This is a genomic window from Achromobacter sp., from assembly GCF_050285585.1.
Lineage (GTDB): Bacteria > Pseudomonadota > Gammaproteobacteria > Burkholderiales > Burkholderiaceae_B > Achromobacter.
In genome coordinates, this window is the sequence record NZ_JBLZXF010000010.1 from 88600 (window position 1) to 106944 (window position 18345).

The window sequence follows — 18345 nt, forward strand, 5'->3', positions numbered from 1 at the left end:
ATGGGCCGCTTGCTCACGCTTCGGCGCAATCTGGCGCGCCTTCTGACCCGCGACGAGGTCGATGACAACTTCGTCAACGTTGTGACCGATTTCTCTGGCGCCGAGGATCCCGCCTCTCTTGTGGGCGCCTTCGTCTTGCCATTCATGCGCTGGGCCGACACGGGTACGGGCTGGCTCAAGCGCCGCAATGCCGCCAATGATGGCTGGGTCGAAGAGGCCCGATTGCTGCGCCGGACGGTCCAACCCTTTGATGCGAGCGAGACGCCCACCAGCGACATCGGGCCGATCTGGTTGAATGGCCAGGGAATGGCGGAATGGGATGTGGCGAAAGGCAGCTACAGCGTTCGCTCGGAACTGCCCGTAGGCAAGGTGGACTGGTGTTCGCTGAGGGCGGCCATCTGGGCAGGATGGATTCCTGGCGATGGCCAGACGGTGTCCCGCGCCACGTATCCTGACCTAGCGCAGGCGGTGATCGATGGCCGCGTGCCGGTTGTGTCCGAGGCGGACTGGCAGGCTGATCCGCTCAAGCGCGGCGCCTACACGCTGGGCGACGGCGCCACGACGATTCGTGTTCCGGACTACAACGGCAAGTCTTCAGGTTCGCTGGGCCGCGTCTTCTTGTCCGGCGACGGTGGCGATTCGGCGGGTACGTCCGGTCTGCTGCAAAGGGACCAGTTCCAGCACCACAACCACCAGATCAACATCAAGGCCGGTGCAGGCACCGGGACGGCATACGGTCAGGTGGATTTTGGTGTTGGCGGCGGATCGCAATACGGTACTGACGGCCCGCCCACAACCCATTTGGGGGACCCCGTTCGAACCGGTGGTAAGACGTACCCGCAGAACGTCACCGGCTGCTTCGTCATCAAGGCGTTCGGCGCGGTAGTGAACCCCGGAAGCGTGGACGCGGCGCAGCTTGCCAGCGACCTCGCTGCGCTGGCAGCGTCTTTTCAGAGTCTGAACGATTCCGTTAATGGCCTGATTTACTACGCCAACGGCTCACAGGCGTCTCCAGCATCGATCATCAATAACACTCGATACGTGCTGACCAACCCTTTTCCTGGCTTCGCGGTTATTGCCCAATGTCAGATTAATACGGGGGGCGCCTGGTTTGATCCGGGGTGGGCTTCTAGCTACAACGACGCGACTGGCGTTTGGTCCGTCTATGGGGCAAAGGCAAGCCAACTCTCGTCCGGGCAGATCGTATTGCAGACAGGGAGGACCGCCGTCGCTGGCCCTGGAAGTATTGGCGGTGGAGGCGGTGGTGAGCAATCGGCCATTGCGACCGCACAGATGCGGCTTCTCGTGTGGAAAATTAGGACGACACTATGAACATCTACGCCGAACCCGGCCAAAGCCTTCAGCAGATCGGCGGGGACTGCCCGGATGGGTGGGTCCTGATGGACGGGGCACGCCCCAGCCCCGACCACGTGGCAAGCCCGGGCGGAATCTGGGTCTTGCCGCCTCCGCCGGTGCCCCAGGTTGTTTCGCGCTGGCAGGGTCGCGAGGCCATGCTCCTCACACTCCACGGCAACCCCGGCGAGCGAGTGTCGCTCTTCGACGCCGTCGAGGCGCTGATGGCGACCCCGGACACGCCGGCCTACTACGTGCGGGCGTGGGAGGAACTGCAGGATTTCGAACGCACCAGCCCGACGTTGATCGCGATTGCAGATGAACTGGGGCTGACCAGCGAAGCCCTGGACAAGCTGTTTCTCTTTGCGGCATCCCTCAGGGCGTAGCCAGCGGCCGCGCTCAATGAACAACGAAATACGGGCCAATGCCCACCACACCGGAGAAATGATGGCTGAACCTACCAGCGGGATCGGCGCGGCAGCGTCCACGGCGTCCGGGGTGCTCTTTGGGGCGATGCTGCCCGGAGTGGACGGCGGGGCGCTCATCGGGGCATTTGCGGGCGCCGCGGTGTTCATCCTGCACAACAACGAGCTGGGCGTGGTCAAGCGTCTGGTCTATGGCCTGGTGTCTTGGCTCATCGGGTATTTCGCGGCGCCTGAGCTGGGCCGCATGATCGGGATCCAGGAATCGGTCGTTACGGGGTTCGGGGCTGCTGCGGTGGCCGTGACCCTGGCGCTGACCTTGATCGAGAGGATCAAGGCAGCGGATTTCGGGTTCTGGAAACGGGGAGGCTGATATGCAACCTGCGGACATGAGCAACGCCATCACGGGCCACCATCTGGTGGCCTTTCTTTTTGTCGTCGCCAACTTCGCCACCGCCTTGCGGCTGGCCTGCTATCGGCGCTGCGGCGCGCGGTACCGGCCGGGCATGTCGGTCGTCGCCTACCTGATGTTCGTGTTCACGGGCGGCCAGGCCCTGGACGTCATCACGCGCCACAGCGCCGTATCCCCGTGGCAACTAGGCCTGGCCATCCTGCTGGCCGTCCTGGTTTACCGCGCGCGCGGCAATGTGGCACAGATCGGAAAGCCGGCGGGCCGGGCGAGGTAGATATGCGGGAAGCCGAAAAGGCCTTCACGGGCATGCTGCCCAGGCTGGAACCTCATGTCCTGCCGGCCGGCGCCAGCCAGGATGTCCTGAATGCCGACCTGCAGCGGGGCTCCTTGGTGCCGTTCAAGGGGCCGGCCAAGGTGGCGGACCTGGCCAAGGCGGGCACCAAGCTGGCCATCTATCGGTTCGGCCGGTCGCTGGATGACGATGCGCGCTACTGGTTCCACTGGCTGAATGACACGGATGTGGCGCGCGGCGCCATCCCGGATGACACGCAGGAACGCACCTATTTCACCGAGGCCGGCCAGCCGCCGCGCGTGACCGATTCGACGATGGCGACCACGGACGAGCTGATGCCGTCGGCCTGGTATCGCCTGGGGATCCCGGCGCCCACGGTGCGCGCCACGGTGACGGTGGCAGAGCAACCCGATCCGCCGAGCAACCTGGAGCGGCAGTCCTGCCTGTTGGCCTATACCTTCGTTTCCGCCTGGGGCGAAGAGGGCCCGCCGAACGAGGTCAGCGACCCGTTCAATGCGGCGACGGATGACACGCTCAACGTCATCAACCTGGAAGGGCCGCCCGCCGGCGAATACAACATCACGCTCAAGCGCCTGTACATCTCCACGACGGACGCGACCGGAACGGCCATCCTTCGCTTCTGGAAGGAGGTTCCGGCCGGCGCGGTGGAATTCTCCGACAAGGTGGATTTCACGGAGCTGGGCGAGGCCCTGCCGGAGCACGCCCTGGTTCCGCCGCCCGATGATCTCTTCGGGCTGTTGGCGCACCCCGGCGGGTTCATGATCGGGTTTTCGGGCAAGCGCGTGTATCGGTCAGAGGTCTTCAAGCCTTTCGGCTGGCCGTACTACTCCCCGGTTGCCGACGAGATTGTCGGCGGCGACATCATGGGGCAGGCCACGGTGATATGCACCAAGGGCGACACATACCTGGCGACCCAGGCGGACCCTGTCACGCTGACGCCGGTGCGCCTCGAGGGCAACCAGCCGTGCGTCGCCAAGCGCACCATCCGGGCGTTCAAGGGCGGCGTGGTGTACGCCTCGCCTGATGGCCTGGTCATGGTGGACCAGGCGGGCGGCATGGGCGTGGTCACAGAAGAGCTGGTGACTCGGGAGCAGTGGCAGGCCTATGTGCCGGCGTCGATGCACGCCAGCGTGCACGACAACCGCTATTTCTGCTGGTACGACACGGGTGCCGAGCGCGGTGGCCTGATCTTCGACCTGACCCGGGGCGCCATGTCCCTGACCCGCACGGACGTGTACGCCACGGCTTCCTATTCGGACGGCCGGCGCGACGAACTGTTCCTGGCGCTGCCCGACGGCGATGTCCACAAATGGAACGGCGGCACTGTGCCGCTGGGCATGCACCGGGTGAGCAAGATGTACATCCTGGAGCGCGCCCAGAACATCGGCGCCGCCCAGGTGCTCGCGGCGGCCTACCCGGTGGTCTTCCGTCTGCGTGCCACCATCGAAACCGATGATGGCCCGCGCGACGTCATGGTGGAAAAGGTGGTGCGCAATGGCCGGCCGTTCCGCCTGAAGGGCAACTACCGTGCCCGCAGCTACGAATTCACGGTGGAGAGTTCGGCGGCGATTACCGAGATTACCGTCGCGTCCACCCTCGCCAACGTTACGGCGGTCTGACCATGGCTGTTTCGAAGCTATCCGGCCTGCGCTACGTAGACCTGCCGGCGATTGAAACCGCGAGGTTCCCGGACAACGCGGCCGCGACGCGGGCGCTCGAGCAGATGCGCCTGACGCTGTCCACCCGGTTCGGGCAGGGCGGTCAGGCCGTGGATCGGGCCGTCACTTGGGGCGACCTGGTGGAAAACGGCATCGTGACGATGCGGGGCGCCGACGGCAAGCCGATCCTGATCAAGAACCCCGGGGGCTCGTTCCAGCCCAGCACGCCGCCGGTCGTGGATGGAATCCCGCCGGCGCCTACGGGGTTCACCGCCACGCCGGGGCTGGGCACCGTCGTGCTGGAATGGGACAAGCCCAATTTCGCCTACTTCGGCTATGCGGAGATTTTCCGCGGCACGACGGACAACCAGGCGCAGGCGGTGAGCGTGGGCCAGACCACCGGCTGGGTCTACGCCGACCTGGTGGGCGGCGCCTCGGCGACCACCTTTTACTACTGGATCCGCTTTGTATCGGTGGGCGGCAAGGTCGGCCCGTTCAACGCCGTGGGCGGGACCACGGGCGCTGTCTCTCTGGACCCGGCGTACCTGATCGACGTCCTGTCGGCCGCCGGCGACCCCAAGGCGCTGCTGTACGAGATCCCCGAGCCGACGGAAATCAATGGCGTGCCGGTGCCGGCAGGCATCTATATCCGGGACCTGTACGTCGCTAACGGCTCCATCTCCAACGCCAAGCTGGGCAACGCGGTCATCACGGACGCCAAGGTGGCGAACCTGTCTGCGGCCAAGGTCACCTTCGGGGAGATGAGCGGCGACCGCATCGCGGTGAACAGCCTGAACGCTGACCGGCTGACCGTGGCGTCCCTGTCGGCGCGCCTGGCGGTCATCACGGATGCCTATGTCAAGACGGCCAATATCCAGGATGCCGCGATCACCAACGCCAAGATCGCGAACCTCAGCGCCGACAAGATCACGGCGGGCGTGCTGAACGCGGCACGGATTGGGGCAGGGTCTATAACGTCCGACAAGATCAACGTTGCTTCGCTGTCCGCCATCACGGCCACTATTGGCCTGCTGCGCACGGCTGTCAGCGGCGCGCGCCTGGAGATCCGGGACAACCTGCTGCTGGTGTTCGACGCCAACAACGTCCTGCGTGTGCGGCTGGGGATCTGGTAGTGCCGGCCGGCCTCGAAACCTACGGACCCAACGGCGCCACGCTGGTGTCATACACCAGCAAGATCGGCCGGCAGCTGGGAAGCGTCAACACGGGCACCTCCAACGGCTCGGTCTATCTGCCGGAACTGGCACAGGGCATTCCCTGGATCGCGACGCTCTCGCCAGGCGGAGGACCGTTCCAGAGCACGCCCGCGATCGCCATGAGCGGCTACACGATCTCCTGGACCTTCGTGGAAGGTATGCCGGGAGATCGGCGCCCGATCAAGATTGTGTACGGGGTGCGCTGATGCCGGAGGGTATGCAGGTATGGAACGCCTACAGCGAGCTGATCGTTGACGGCCCGAGCATCACCATGTTTCTGAGGCATGCGGGCGTCATGGGCGGATCTGTCGCGCTGCCGGCTTCGGATCCGGTGGTGTTCTTCCGGCCCCTTGGAAGTGATCCTGTCCATCTGACGGCCATCCATGACGGCTACACACTGACCATCACGGCGGGAAATCAGCTGGCGGAGTACTACGTTTTCGACCGGCCCACCGAGGCCAGCTATCTGGACGTGTTCGACGGCAACTCGGCTCACATATTCACCGCGGCACAGCGCCCGCTGAACGTGATTGGCAGCGTCACCGTCGGCAACTACTACGACGCCTACCGGACTGCCTACGCGGACGGCTGGACATACAGCGGCCTGGTGGGCGGCAAGTACGCCTACAACGTCGGCTTTGTGCGTCGGGGCTTCGACTCCTATCCGGTCGCGGGCGGCGGCTGGCAATGCCGCATCCGTCCGGAGGGAATTCTCCCCACGCCGAACGGCTTTTTTGTGCGCTTCACCGAGCAATTCACTCCGATCTTCGGCTGGAGCCCGACCAACGCCAACAACTTCATCAGCTACGAGCCGACTTGCCAGGTGTCGATCATCGACGTGGCCGGCATCCTCTAACCCTGTCCGACCTAGGATCATCATGCAGAAGCAGATCGAGAGCGCCATTCTCTCCAACGTGGGAAACCGCCTGACGCAGGAGCTGGCATACGGCTTGATCATGACCATTACCCATCTGGCGCAGCAGGCGGTGGACGCCGCGCAACAGGCCGCGCTGGCCGGCCCCGATGCTGGCCAGGTCGGGGATGCCCAGCCGGTGCCGGATCCCCCCACACCGCCTCAGGGTGGAGGCTTCCAGGATTTCGTGGATCCCGCCTATGCCCGTGCCGGCAGCACCGGCGGGCCGGCGGCGCCGAAACCGAAACCGAAGCGGCCGGCCCGCAAGGCGGCTGTATCCAGCAAGGCGCGCAAATGAGCGCGCCTTTTTTTGATCCCGACCTGGCCATGCGCTGGATGCGCGGCAACGCCAGCGCCGTGGAATTCCTGCGCGGTGCGTTCCAGGTGGCCCATTTCTATGACGATCTGATCGACCGCGACAAGGTCATCGACGACGCCCAGGTGCACGCGGCCATGCTGCAGGCCCTGGTCCTGCTGCCGCGCAACGCCTTTTACCAGGCGCATTTCTCGGATCTGAACGCCGTGCTGGCGAACGCCATCACGAACTGGCAGATCGCCACCGAGCTGGAGCGGCGCGGCGGCGTGTCAGCCAAGCGCACCGCCTATGTGCTGCGCGCTTCCTACGTGGATCTGGTGACGCACAGCGCGCTGCTGGTGGGCGGCCAGACGTGGGCCCGTCAGGTCGGCGTCGAGCTGCGCCAGCTGGCCGAACCCTACCCCGAGTACTTGACCAACCTGGAGGCCGAGAAGGCCGCGCGAGGTGATTGACATGGGCTGCATGTCGACGGAAGTGAAGCAGGACCCGGCTGTCGGCCGGGCGCAGGAGGCCAATGCGCAGCTGGGCATGCGCGCGCAGGATCTGGCCGAGCGCAATTTCGAGTGGAACCAGCAGCTGACCGAGCAATTTGCGCCCACGTACGAAGCGCTGCTCAAGAGCGCGCTGGGGGAAGCCTCCAAGAACGCCGAGCGCGGCGACGATCAGTGGAACCAGTACAAGAGCGTGTTCCAGCCGATCGAGAACAAGATGGCCGAAGAGGCCATGAACTACGACAGCCCGGAGGAAGTGGCGCGGCGCGAAGGCCTGGCCGCGGCGACCGTGGGCCGGCAGTTCGACAACACCCAGGCGCAGACGTCCCGCGAAATGGCGCGCATGGGCGTCTCGCCCACCAGCAGCCTGGGCAGCTCCGCGATGACCGACCAGGCCAACGCCCGGGCCCTGGCGACGGCCGGCGCAGTCAACAAGGAGCGCAATGACACGAAATTGCTGGGCATGAGCCTGCGGGAGAACGCCGCGCGCTTTGGCCGGAACCAGACCGGCACCGGAATCGCGGCGTCGCAGGCGGCGCTTGCCGGCGGAAATTCGGCTGCCGGGATCATGGGCAGCCAGACCGCCCAGGGCAACGCGGCCGGTACGGGCCAGGGGCTGCTTGGCGTGGCCGGCGGCGCCTTCAACTCTCTGGGTCAGATGGGCCTGAACCAGATGAACATGCAGCAGCAGGCGAACGCCTCAAGCCAGGCTGGATTGGGATCGCTCATCGGCACGGGAATGATGGCTGGCGCGATGGCCTTCTCGTCGAAGGAATTGAAAGAGGATGGCGCACCGGTCGACGACGAACAGGCGCTGGCCGGCCTCACCAAGGTGCCGGTTGAGACCTGGAAGTATCGGAAAGGGGTGGCTGACAGCGGCGAGCACGCCGGCCCGTACGCCGAGGACATGCAGGCGCAGTTCGGCGACCAGGTGGCGCCCGCTGGTGTCGGCCTGGACATGGTCAGCGTGAGCGGCGTGCACCACGCCGCCATTCGCGCGCTGGCCAAGAAGGTGGCTCGGCTGGAGCGTCGGACCAAGGGTGGTTCGGACGGTGGCCTCGAGCGCGTGGAAGTTGCGGAGCAAGAAGGGGCCGGCGCGTTGCCGCCGGCATTGGCCGGCGACCTGTCGGCGGGACTGGTTGGACTGGAGAGGATTTGATGGCTATCGACGGAAGCTTTGCGGGCGGCCTGGCGGACGGGCTGCGTAACGGGATGGCGATCGCGCAAGCCTATGACATGTCCAAGGATAGGCAGCGCGCACGAGAGGAAGCAGACCGGAAGAAGCGGGCAGAGGCAGAAATCGCCGCCGCTATGGCGGGGGGACCTTCGATTCCCGAGGTCCCCGCAGGTCTGGAGCGAATCCAGGTGCCTGAAGCCGTGGCGACTGGGCCGGCAGCGGGCGGTGTGGAAGGCCTGCAGCGTTTGCCGGTCAGCACCCCTGTGGTTCCGATGGCGGCCCCCGAACCGACTGCCAGCGCGGCTGGTTTGGCTGAAGTCCTTCCCGGCGCCCAGTGGGGGGCCGGTACCGCCGTCCGCCCCGGAACCTCGCCCCTGTCCGGCGTATTGGAAAAAAAAAGCCCGGCCGCCGATGACTTCCTCGGAGGGGGGGAATTCGGCCAGCTCGCCGATGGCCTGACCCGCGCATATCGCAAAGCCCTGGAACTCGGGGAGCCTGGCCGTGCGATGGAGCTGCTGGCAAACCGCGAGAAGATTGTCGGGCAGCACCGGGAGCAGGCATTCGCTGCGGCCCAGGGCCGCTACCAGCTCACGGGCGACCCGAACTCCTTTGTTCCCTTCGTGAACCGCTTCATGCCGGGTGGCATTGAGGTGAAGTCGATCAATCGCCGAGCCGAGCAGGGCGGTGGGGCGCCGCTGTACGACTTCGTCGGCGTGGACACCGCCACCGGAAAGCCCGTCGCACAGCCCATCAGCGAACACATGCTGCAGACGTTCGTGCGGAGCATCAGCGATCCCAAGGCCCAGCAGGCCATGGTGGCTCAGCAGGCAAAGCTCCTCTTCGATGCGGAACAGAAGCGGCGCGAGCTGACCCTGGCCAGCGACCTCAAGACCCAGGAGGAGCGGAACAAGCCCCGCATCGTGGGCAAGGATCAAACCCTGTACGTGCCGGATGGCAAGGGCGGCATGCGGGTGGGCGCGCAGGGAAGCGAGGCAGGCAAGCCCAAGACGGCGACTTCGGATAAGGACTTTGCCAGCTACGTCATGCGGTTGAATGGCGTGGAGAGCATGGAGGGGCTGGGCGAGGACCAGCGCAAGCTGGTTAGCGGTGTCATCGCCACCGGTGAGAACATCAATCGCCTCAACGCCGGAACGCCCGCTGGCGAAGTCCTTACCGCGGGCAATCTCGCCCAGCTCGCCCAGCAGGTGCAGGCCGGCACCGCAGAGATCATGCCTATCAAGCTGGGCGACCGGCAATTCGGCTTCGGTGTCGAGCATGAAGGCCGGCTGGTCCGTCTGCCGGTGTCGGTGGTCCCCAAGGACGTGCAGGACAAGATTCGCGCGCGGCTGCAGGGCGGGGAAGGTGGCGCCAATGGAAGCGCCGCGGCGGCAGCATCCAACCCGGCAAGTGGCGCTCAAGCTGCTGCGGCCGCTCCCGCCGCGCCGCCGACCGCCAGGCCTGCCAGCCCGACGACGCCGCCGACAGCCGAAAGCGCCGAGGGGGTGCAGCTGGACGCGGCGCGCGCGCAACTGCGCCAGGCGCAGGACAAGGTCCGTCAGCTTCGCACCAAGCCGCCCGGCCTGAAGGCTGGGGAGCAGGCGCGCGCCCAGCACGCCGAACTGCTGGCGCAGGCAGAACGTGATGTCGAGCTGGCCCGGATGGCCGAGCAGGCCGCGGCTGATCGCTGGGCACGCGCGACCGAAGGAACTGAAATCACGCGCGCCGCAATGGGGCGCCCCAACGTAGAGGGTACGAATGAACAACTTTGAAAATCCCGCTGACGGGATCGAGTTCAAAGACGAGGTCAACGCGCGCCGTGATGCGGCTCGCTCCAATCTTGGCGTGAAGTTCTCCGACGCCGGCGCGCCGGCCGGCACGATCGGCACGGCCGCGCCGTTCACCTTTCGGGTGGCCGACTTCGCGCAGCCCCGGCAGGAAGAAGGTGGCATCGAGTTTGTGGACTTCCCCAAGACGCTGGCCGGCGGCGCCATAAAGGGCGCGGGCAGTGCCGTGCGCGGCGCCGGAAAAGTGGCCGAAGGCCTTGGCCGCGTGGGTGTGACGGCATTGAACCAGGCCTTCGACGCTGGCCTGGACCTGCCTTCGAATCCCCTGGAAGGTGCCGCCGATGCGACCCAGGACCTGGGCGAGCGTGTGCTGGCATCGCGTACGCCGGAGGCGAAGCGACGGGAGGCGGATTCCCAGCCGGGCGGCGACATCGACAAGCCCGAAACCTGGACTCTGGGCCGCGACCCTTCGGTTTCCGGTCTTGCGCTGCAGGGCCTGAATGCCCTGGGCAGTAGCGTCCTCCCGGTCGCGGCGTCCGCGGCGGCCGGGCCGTTCGGGGTGGGCGCGCGTATGGCCGCCGGTGCCGGTGCTGGCGGCGTCCAAGGTGGCGGCAATGCGATCGAGCAGGCGCGTGAAACCATCGACCAGCTGGATGATCAGCAGCTGGCCGCGGCGTCGTCCGCGTATCGCGAGTTCATTGCGCAGGGCGTCGCGCCGTCGGAGGCCCGGGCCCGCGTCCGCGCCGATGCGGAGAATGCTGCCTTCGTCCATACCCTTCCTGTTTCTGCCGTGGGCGGCGCTGCGACGGGGCGGATCCTGTCGCCTGCGGGCCGCGTGCTTGGGGACCGTGGCGTTTTGGCGCAGACGGCGGGGCGCGCGGCTCTGGCCGGGACGGAAGAGGCGGTCCAGGAAGTGGGCGAGGGCGCCGCAACGCAGACGGGGATCAACGCTGGCGCCGGCATGGCCCTGGATCCGCTCGAGGGATCCTTCGGCAATGCTGCCCTGGGTTTTGCCGCCGGTATGGGCCCGGGGGCTGTGCACGGCGCGGCCGATGGGGCGCGCGGCCGCAGTATGCCGACGGCGCCCAGCCTGGAGGCGGGCGACGTGATGCACGCCAGCGGCAAGCCGTTTGTCACGGCCAGCGCGGCGCGCCAGCGTGCGGCGGAGCTGGGTGGCGATACCCAGGTTATGCGCCACGAAAACGGATTCATCGTTCGTCCGGGCCGAGAGTCGGAGGCGGCCGCCCAGACGGAAGGCGCTTCGGAGCAGACACAAGCTTCGCCGACTTATGAGCAGGGCGATTGGGTCGTTTGGGCAAGCGCAAACCGCAATCAGCCGGTTCGGTTCCTCCAAATGGAACCGGAAGCGAGAGCGGATGGGCGACGCTATGCCAAGGTGGAGGTGGGCGGAGAGGTGTCGTATGTGCCTGCGGATTCATTGGCAAGGCCGGGCGATGTGACAAGCTATGCGCCCGGCGAGCACCTTCTCCGGCAGGATCCGGACTTCGATGATGACCCTGTTCGGGTGATGTTCCTAGGAATGGAGCCGGACGTCGGTGCCGATGGGCAGCAGTATGCGCGCGTGGTCAGAACATTAAGCGGCGAGCCCGACGGTGAACCTTATGTCGTGGCAGTTGATGAGTTAGTAAAGCCGCCGCAACCGTCCCAACAAGCAGCGGGATCGGATTCTGGCCAGGTCGAGGCCAAAGACTTGTTCACGCGGGGGCAGCAGGTCTACCTGCGTCAGAACGGCCGCGAGCTGCCCGTGGAATTCCTTGGCGTCGAACGGAATGCGGCCACGGCACGGCCTGGGGGTGAACCGCTGGCCCGGATCCGGACTACGGACGGGCGCGGCCGGTTCGTGCGCCTGTCGGAGCTGGCCGCCGATCCGCTGCCTGGCAATGCCTTGAGCGATGCCGCGAATGGGCCCGCCGCGCTCGAAGGCCCGGAGGCGTACCCGGTGCTGGATGGGCCTGCGCGTCGCGATGCGCTGCCCGCGCCGGAAGGCTACGCCGCTGGCGACGGCTTCACCACCAGCGAATCCTGGCGCATGCCGGCCAACGCGCCGCGAGGGATCCGCAACAACAACCCGGGCAACATCCAGAAGGGCGTGGGGTTCGACGGGGAAATCGCTGGCAACGATCCTCGCTTTGCGACGTTCAGGAAGCCGGAAGACGGTATTCGCGGCCTGGCCGTCAACCTGCTGACCTACCAGCGCCAGCACGGGCTGGATACGGTCGAGGGCATCATCAACCGCTGGGCGCCACCGTCCGAGAACGATACGGGCGCCTATGTGCAGCAGGTGGCGCGAGCCGTAGGCGTGGAGCCCAACCAGCAACTGGACCTGAGCAACCCCGACACGCTGACCAAGCTGACTGCCGCCATCATCCAGCACGAAAACGGCATGCAGCCGTACAGCGCAGGACAGATGGATGAAGGTATCACCGCGGCCCTTGCCGGAGCGCCGGCGCGTGCGGCCCTTCCCGCGCCAGTCTATGCCGTCGACGGTGCAGGGGTGGCCGCCACCGCCGGCCAGCGTGACGTCGAGCTGGCGCGCCAGGCCGCGCTCGGCATGACGCCGGATGTCGTGGCCGCCGGCGAACGCCATCCTGGCGCTGCAACCGACGCGGCTGCGCACGAGGCCGCCACGTCGCCCTCAAACGATCTGCCGGAACCGACGGACGCCCAGAAGGAGGCCGGCAATTACAAGGTCGGGCGCACGCGCGTGGCGGGCCTGGACATATCCATCGAGAACCCGGAGGGGTCGGAACGCCGCGGCACGTCCCCGGATGGTACGGCATGGGCAAACCGAATGGCGGGCCACTACGGATACATCCGCCGCACGGAAGGCGCCGACGGCGATCAGGTCGACGTGTTCGTCCGCCCGGGCACGGCGGCCGACTTCGGCGGGCCGGTCTTCATCATTGACCAGGTGGACCCCGCGCGTGGTGGGTTCGACGAATCCAAGGTGATGCTGGGCTATGACACCCGGGAGGAGGCAGAGCGAGCCTATCGAGACAGTTACACGCCGGACTGGCGCGGCATGGGCAAGATCACCCAGATGGACGTGCCGACGTTCAAGCGCTGGATCGGCCAGGGCGACACCACGCGGCCAGCGGCCGATTCTGGCCTGGGCACGCTCGTGTCGGAGCCCGACATTACCGCGAAGGGAGGGCGCCCGTTCCTGACCCGTGGCGCAGCGCAGCGCGCGGCGACGGCACACGGCAACGCCGAGCCCGTGCAGGTCGACGGTGGGTTTGTCGCGCGTCCACGCACGGGCCAGCCGGCGGCTGCCGCACCGGCAGCTGCGGAATTCGGCCGCGCGGCGCGCCGTGACTTCCTGCAGATGGTGCGGCAGGCCGGCGGCATTCGGCCAGCACTGGCCGCCGACATTTATGGCGACCGGGCACACCTGGCCAACCGCCGGGCGCCTGGCCTGTTCCGCAACGGCGGCATGGATGCCGACATGCTGGTCGAGGCCATGCAACAGTCCGGCTACCTTCCCATGGACGGCGACACCGTCGACCTCGCCGGCACGGCGATGGATCGCGTGCGGGAGGCGCTGGAGGGCGAGGCCGTCTATACGCTCGAGCAGATGGACGAGGCGGCGCGCCGCGCGTATGCTGAGCGGGAAGCCGAACGGTTCAGCAATGCCAAGGATAAAAATAAGCTGGCCGAGGATCTGTTTGGCGTGATCGACGCCATGCCGGCCGACATGACCATGCAGGAACTGGCCGCGCAATTCGATGCCGCGGCCTATCTGGCTGACCAAGGAATCACCGATGTCTCAACCCAAGAAGCAATCATCGAACGCGCCTCAATCCAGGCCGACGGAGACCCCGACACCTTCCGGCAAGCCGTTCAGTCCCATGCAAAAGCGCTTGGCCGCCGGGACAATGGCAATCCTGGGCGCGCTGCGCAAGAATCAGGAGAGCGAGGCGATGGAGCAGGCGCAGGAAGTGATCCAGCGGGCGGCCCGCAAGCCCTAGCGCTGGAGAATCCCACTGCCGACGGGCTGCGCGATCAGGCTGCCAGCCGGGCGCGGCGCGATGCATCACAGGCACAGGCCGCGAAGGATGCTGAAACGCGGGCGCGGGTCGATGCCGAGGCAGGGGACTTTGTCCTTACCGGCAGCGACAGGGATGCGGACCGCGCGGCCGCTCGAGGCCAGCGCACCCTACTGTCCGACGGCGGGCCGCTCGAGCGCCGCACCACCGAAGAGCCCCGGCCCAGTGCCGGGGTTTCTGTTTCTGAGGCCAAGGCGCTGGCTGCCGATTTCATGGGCAAGCTGCCGGGTGCGGCCGGCCTGCGCGTGTCGGTCGTGGCGCGCGTCGACCAGATTCCGGAGGGCGCCAAGCCCTCGACCCTGGCCGAGGGGGCCTATTACCCGGCCGGCGACGGCGGCCGCATCTACCTGGTGGCCGAAAACCTGCCGACGGCCGAGCGCCTGCAGCAGGTCCTGGCGCACGAGGTGGTGGGGCATTTCGGCGTTGAGGCGCTGCTGGGTGAACGCTTCCGCGACGTGCTGGCCGACGTCCGCCGCCTGGCGCGCGCGCCGGATGGCGCACACATCCCGCGCAATGCCGGGCCGGAGCATCCGCACTACGCCACGTTCGAGGCCGTCACGATGCGCTATCCCGACTACTCGGCGGAGAACCGCGCCCGGGAAGTCCTGGCCCGGATGGCGGAGCAGGGGCGCCGCACCATATTCTTGGAACGCCTTTACGGCAAGATCCGGGCGGCGCTGCGTCGGCTGGGCCTGAACCTGAAGCTGACCAACGCCGATATCAGGCAGATGGTCATCGACGCCGGCCGGTTCCTGCAGCGCGCTCCGGCCGCACGGGTGCGCGCAGGCATGCAGGAGGCCGCGGCGTCGATGGCGGCCAGCCGCGGGCAGGGCGAGGGCGGCGCTGGCGTGACGGTGCTGACCGGACAGGAACTGGGCGCGCCCGAGCTGGGCGCTAAGGAATTGCGCGACGCAGCGCGGGCGTGGGCTACCGAGAACCTGAAGGGCAAAGGCTTCGTGAACCGTGCCACCGGCTGGCGCGTGCAGGTCAGCCAGCGGGGCATCAAGGAATCGCTGTCGCGCAGCGCGCGAATCAGCAAGATCCAGTCTATGGCGGCGCTGCCCGGCCTGATCGAACAGGCAGTCTTGGGCCATTCGGAGGCCAACCGGAACAAGCAGCGGGATCCGTTCACCAGCCAGGTGCACACGCTGTATGCGCCGGTGGAAATTGCGGGCCAGGACTACCTGGCGCGCCTGGTCGTGAAGGAAAGTGCCAACGGGCACCTGTTCTACGATCACGACCTGTCAGACGTGGTTGAAGCAAAGCGCCCCGACAACTCGTCCGCCGTAAGCACTCCCGCTTCCAAAGCGGGCGCAGATCGGACGCCGTCAGGGCGTAGGCTTACGGTAGAAGAAATTGCGGCAATCGTCAACAGCGAGGGCCGCGCGGGGTGGATCTTCGACCCCGGCGCCATGGAGTCGCGCAAGCCCAGGAAAGAAGCCCCGCCCGCCGCGGGGCTTCGCACTTCTGGCCCCATGGAATCGCGCGCGGCCACTGCGACGGCTGGCGCGCCTCCGGCGGATCCCGGTACGCCCCGCGAACCGAAGCGCGGATCCAGGATCGAGCGGCCGGGCGAGTCCTTGTCGGACTTCGAGCGCCGGCAGCGCAATAAATTCCTGGGCAAGATCGGGGCATGGGCCGAGCAGGAGCCCATCAAGGCGCGCATGGCGAAGGTGTCCGACCGTTGGCAGGCCAAGCTGGTGCAGGGCATCTTCGACCAGTTCGCGCCGCTCAAGGGCATCAGCGCCACGGCCTACATGCAGGCGCGCCTGTCCAAGGGCGCGGACGGCGCCGCCGAATATCTGGTGCGCCACGGCGCGGTCAAGCTGGAGGACGGCGCCCTGGACACCGCTGGCGGCAAGGGCCTGGCCGAGATCCTGGCGGGCCTGAACGGCGAGCATGACCATTTCATGGCTTGGATCGCGGCCAACCGGGCCGAGCGCCTGGCCGCGGAGTGGCAGGTTCGCTATGACAATGGCGTCACCGAGCGATTCGCCAATGAAGCAGCCGCGCGGGCCGAGGCGGAGAAGTGGCCGGGTTCCAAGGCCGAGCCGGCCGGCCGGGAACGCCTGTTCACGCCGGAGGACATTGCGGCCGGGAAGCGGCTGGCCAGCGGCAAGATGGCCGACGGCCGCGACCGCGCCAGCGTCTACCGGGAGGCGCTGGGCCAGTTCAACGAGCTGCAGCGGTCTGTGCTGGACGTGGCGCAGGAGGCCGGCCTGGTCGACCCCAGCACGCGGGGCCTGTGGGAGAGCGAGTTCTACGTCCCGTTCTATCGCGTGATGGAAGACGACGCCACGGGCACCATGGGCCCGGGCCAGATCGGCGGGCTGGTGGGCCAGCAGGCCTACAAGCGCCTGAAGGGCGGCACCGACAAGCTGGGCGACCTAGTGGCGAACACCGTTTCCAACTGGTCGCACCTGCTTTCCGCCAGCATGAAGAACCTGGCCGCCCAGGGTGCGCTGAAGGAGGCGGCGAAACTGGGCATTGCCACGCGTGTGCGCCAGGCCGAACGCGGCAGCGTCCGGGCGATGGTCGGCGGCCACGAGCAGCACTACATGGTGAGCGATCCCCTGGTGATGAACGCCCTGACGGCGCTGCACTACGTGGGCTCCAATGACCCGTTCACCAAGGCGGCACGCAAGTTCAAGCATGCGCTGACCGTGGGCGTGACGATCAGCCCGACGTTCCGGGTGCGCAACCTGCTGCGCGACACCATCCAGGCCATGGCGATCGACAGCAACCTGTCCACGAATCCGCTGCGCAACATGGTGGAGGGCTGGAAGGCGACGGGTGCCGAGAGCGACACGTGGCGCCGGCTGATGGCCGGCGGCGGGGCTGTGCGCTTCGGATCCTTCAACGACGGCAACGCCCGCAACGTGAAACGCCTGGTCGACGAGCTGGGCGCCCACCCGGACGACGTCATCACGTCGCCGGCCGGCATGGGCCGCGCGCTGCGCAAGGCGTTCGACTGGTACCAGGAAACTGGCGACCGGTCCGAGACGATCAACCGCGCAGCCATCTACCAGCAGGCCCGCAAGGCCGGGCGCAGCCACTTGGAGGCCAGCTACGCGGCGCGCGACCTGATGGACTTCACGGCGGGTGGCACCTTCTCGGCCATCCGTATGCTGTCGCAGGTGGTGCCGTTCTTCAATGCGCGGCTGCAGGGCATGTACAAGCTGGGCCGGGGAGCTGCTGCGGATCCCGCGCGCTTCGCCGTCGTCTCCGGCGCCGTGGCGATGGCGTCGGCGCTCCTGTACCTGGGCATGAAGGATGACGACGACTACAAGCAGCTGCCGGACTGGGCCCGCAATTCTTTCTGGATCACGAAGCTGCCGGGCACCAACCAGTTCGTTTACATCCCGAAGCCGTTCGAAATCGGCGCGCTGGGCAGCGTGGTCGAGCGCGTCACGGAGCTGGCGTTCGGCGGTGATGACTTCCGCCTTGGCGACTTCGGCCGCTCGGTGGGCGCCATCCTGAGCGATCAGCTGTCCATGAACCCGGTGCCGCAGCTGGTGAAACCCGCCATGGAGGCCGCGTTCAACTATGACTCGTTCCGCGAACGCGACATCGACAGCGTAGGCCAGCAGCGCCTGCCGGCCGGCGATCGCTTCACGGCATCGACGTCCGCCGGCGCGGTGGCGCTGGGCCGCACCCTGGGCGTGTCGCCCCAGCGCGTGGAGCACCTGGTGCGCGGCTACTTCGGCTGGCTGGGCACCCAGGCGCTGAACGTGTCCGACTACTTGGCCAGGCCGCTATCCGGGCTGCCGGAGAACCCGCGCCGCGATCTCGGGCGCGTCGATAACTGGTTCGTCGTGGGCGACTTCGTGAAGGACGCTGATCCGCGTAGCAGCAAGTACATCCAGCGGTTCTACGACGAGCAGCGGGACGTGAACCAGGTGTATTCCGCCTATTCCCAGGCGCGCGAACTTGGCGATCTCGAGCGGGCGCGCGCGCTGGCTGGGGACGATCAGCTTCGCTTGCGCACCCTGTTCAAGGCGGCCGACAGCCAGCTGCGCGCCGTCAATACCAAGATCAAGGCCCTGGAGCGTTCCACCTTGTCGCCGGAAGAAAAGCGGGCGCAGCTGGAACTGCTGTACCGCGCCCGCAACCGCCTCGCGATGCTTGCCGACCAGAACGCCCGTGCTGCGCGTCCCTGACGGGCGGCGGGCACTTCCCCCAAACCATACCGCGCGCCTTCGGGCGCGCTTTTCATTGAAGGAGC

General features: G+C 67.1%; 13 protein-coding genes. All 13 read left to right on the forward strand.

Annotation, left to right across the window (positions count from 1 at the left end):
- Nucleotides 1-1332, forward strand: a complete 1332-nt coding sequence (locus tag ACN6PJ_RS15905) for a phage tail protein (RefSeq protein ID WP_427996813.1) — start codon at nt 1-3, stop codon at nt 1330-1332.
- Nucleotides 1329-1739 (forward strand): hypothetical protein, encoded by a 411-nt coding sequence (locus ACN6PJ_RS15910; protein WP_427996814.1) that lies wholly within the window; start codon nt 1329-1331, stop codon nt 1737-1739. The genes ACN6PJ_RS15905 and ACN6PJ_RS15910 overlap by 4 nt, the downstream gene beginning before the upstream one ends.
- A gap of 61 nt (nt 1740-1800) precedes the next feature.
- Nucleotides 1801-2148, forward strand: coding sequence for a putative holin (locus tag ACN6PJ_RS15915; protein ID WP_427996815.1), 348 nt, complete (start codon nt 1801-1803; stop codon nt 2146-2148).
- Nucleotide 2149: 1 nt separating this feature from the next.
- Nucleotides 2150-2461 (forward strand): phage holin family protein, encoded by a 312-nt coding sequence (locus tag ACN6PJ_RS15920; protein WP_427996816.1) that lies wholly within the window; start codon nt 2150-2152, stop codon nt 2459-2461.
- Between the two features lie 2 nt (nt 2462-2463).
- Nucleotides 2464-4119: a hypothetical protein gene (locus ACN6PJ_RS15925; RefSeq protein ID WP_427996817.1), complete on the forward strand. Its 1656-nt coding sequence runs from the start codon at nt 2464-2466 to the stop codon at nt 4117-4119.
- Nucleotides 4120-4121: 2 nt separating this feature from the next.
- Nucleotides 4122-5291 (forward strand): hypothetical protein, encoded by a 1170-nt coding sequence (locus tag ACN6PJ_RS15930; protein ID WP_427996818.1) that lies wholly within the window; start codon nt 4122-4124, stop codon nt 5289-5291.
- Nucleotides 5291-5578 (forward strand): hypothetical protein, encoded by a 288-nt coding sequence (locus tag ACN6PJ_RS15935; RefSeq protein ID WP_427996819.1) that lies wholly within the window; start codon nt 5291-5293, stop codon nt 5576-5578. The genes ACN6PJ_RS15930 and ACN6PJ_RS15935 overlap by 1 nt, the downstream gene beginning before the upstream one ends.
- 65 nt (nt 5579-5643) lie before the next feature.
- Entirely contained in the window at nt 5644-6228 is a 585-nt protein-coding gene (locus tag ACN6PJ_RS15940) for a hypothetical protein (RefSeq protein ID WP_427996820.1), read from the forward strand.
- 22 nt (nt 6229-6250) lie between these two features.
- Nucleotides 6251-6583, forward strand: coding sequence for a hypothetical protein (locus ACN6PJ_RS15945; RefSeq protein ID WP_427996821.1), 333 nt, complete (start codon nt 6251-6253; stop codon nt 6581-6583).
- Nucleotides 6580-7053, forward strand: coding sequence for a hypothetical protein (locus tag ACN6PJ_RS15950; RefSeq protein WP_427996822.1), 474 nt, complete (start codon nt 6580-6582; stop codon nt 7051-7053). The genes ACN6PJ_RS15945 and ACN6PJ_RS15950 overlap by 4 nt, the downstream gene beginning before the upstream one ends.
- Before the next feature lie 10 nt (nt 7054-7063).
- On the forward strand, nt 7064-8251 hold the full coding sequence (locus ACN6PJ_RS15955; protein WP_427996823.1) for a tail fiber domain-containing protein: 1188 nt from the start codon (nt 7064-7066) through the stop codon (nt 8249-8251).
- Nucleotides 8248-10038 (forward strand): hypothetical protein, encoded by a 1791-nt coding sequence (locus tag ACN6PJ_RS15960; RefSeq protein ID WP_427996824.1) that lies wholly within the window; start codon nt 8248-8250, stop codon nt 10036-10038. The genes ACN6PJ_RS15955 and ACN6PJ_RS15960 overlap by 4 nt, the downstream gene beginning before the upstream one ends.
- The gene (locus ACN6PJ_RS15965) at nt 10025-18280 is read left to right on the forward strand and encodes an LPD38 domain-containing protein (protein WP_427996825.1); all 8256 of its coding nucleotides are present in this window, start codon (nt 10025-10027) and stop codon (nt 18278-18280) included. The genes ACN6PJ_RS15960 and ACN6PJ_RS15965 overlap by 14 nt, the downstream gene beginning before the upstream one ends.
- Nucleotides 18281-18345: the final 65 nt, after the last annotated feature.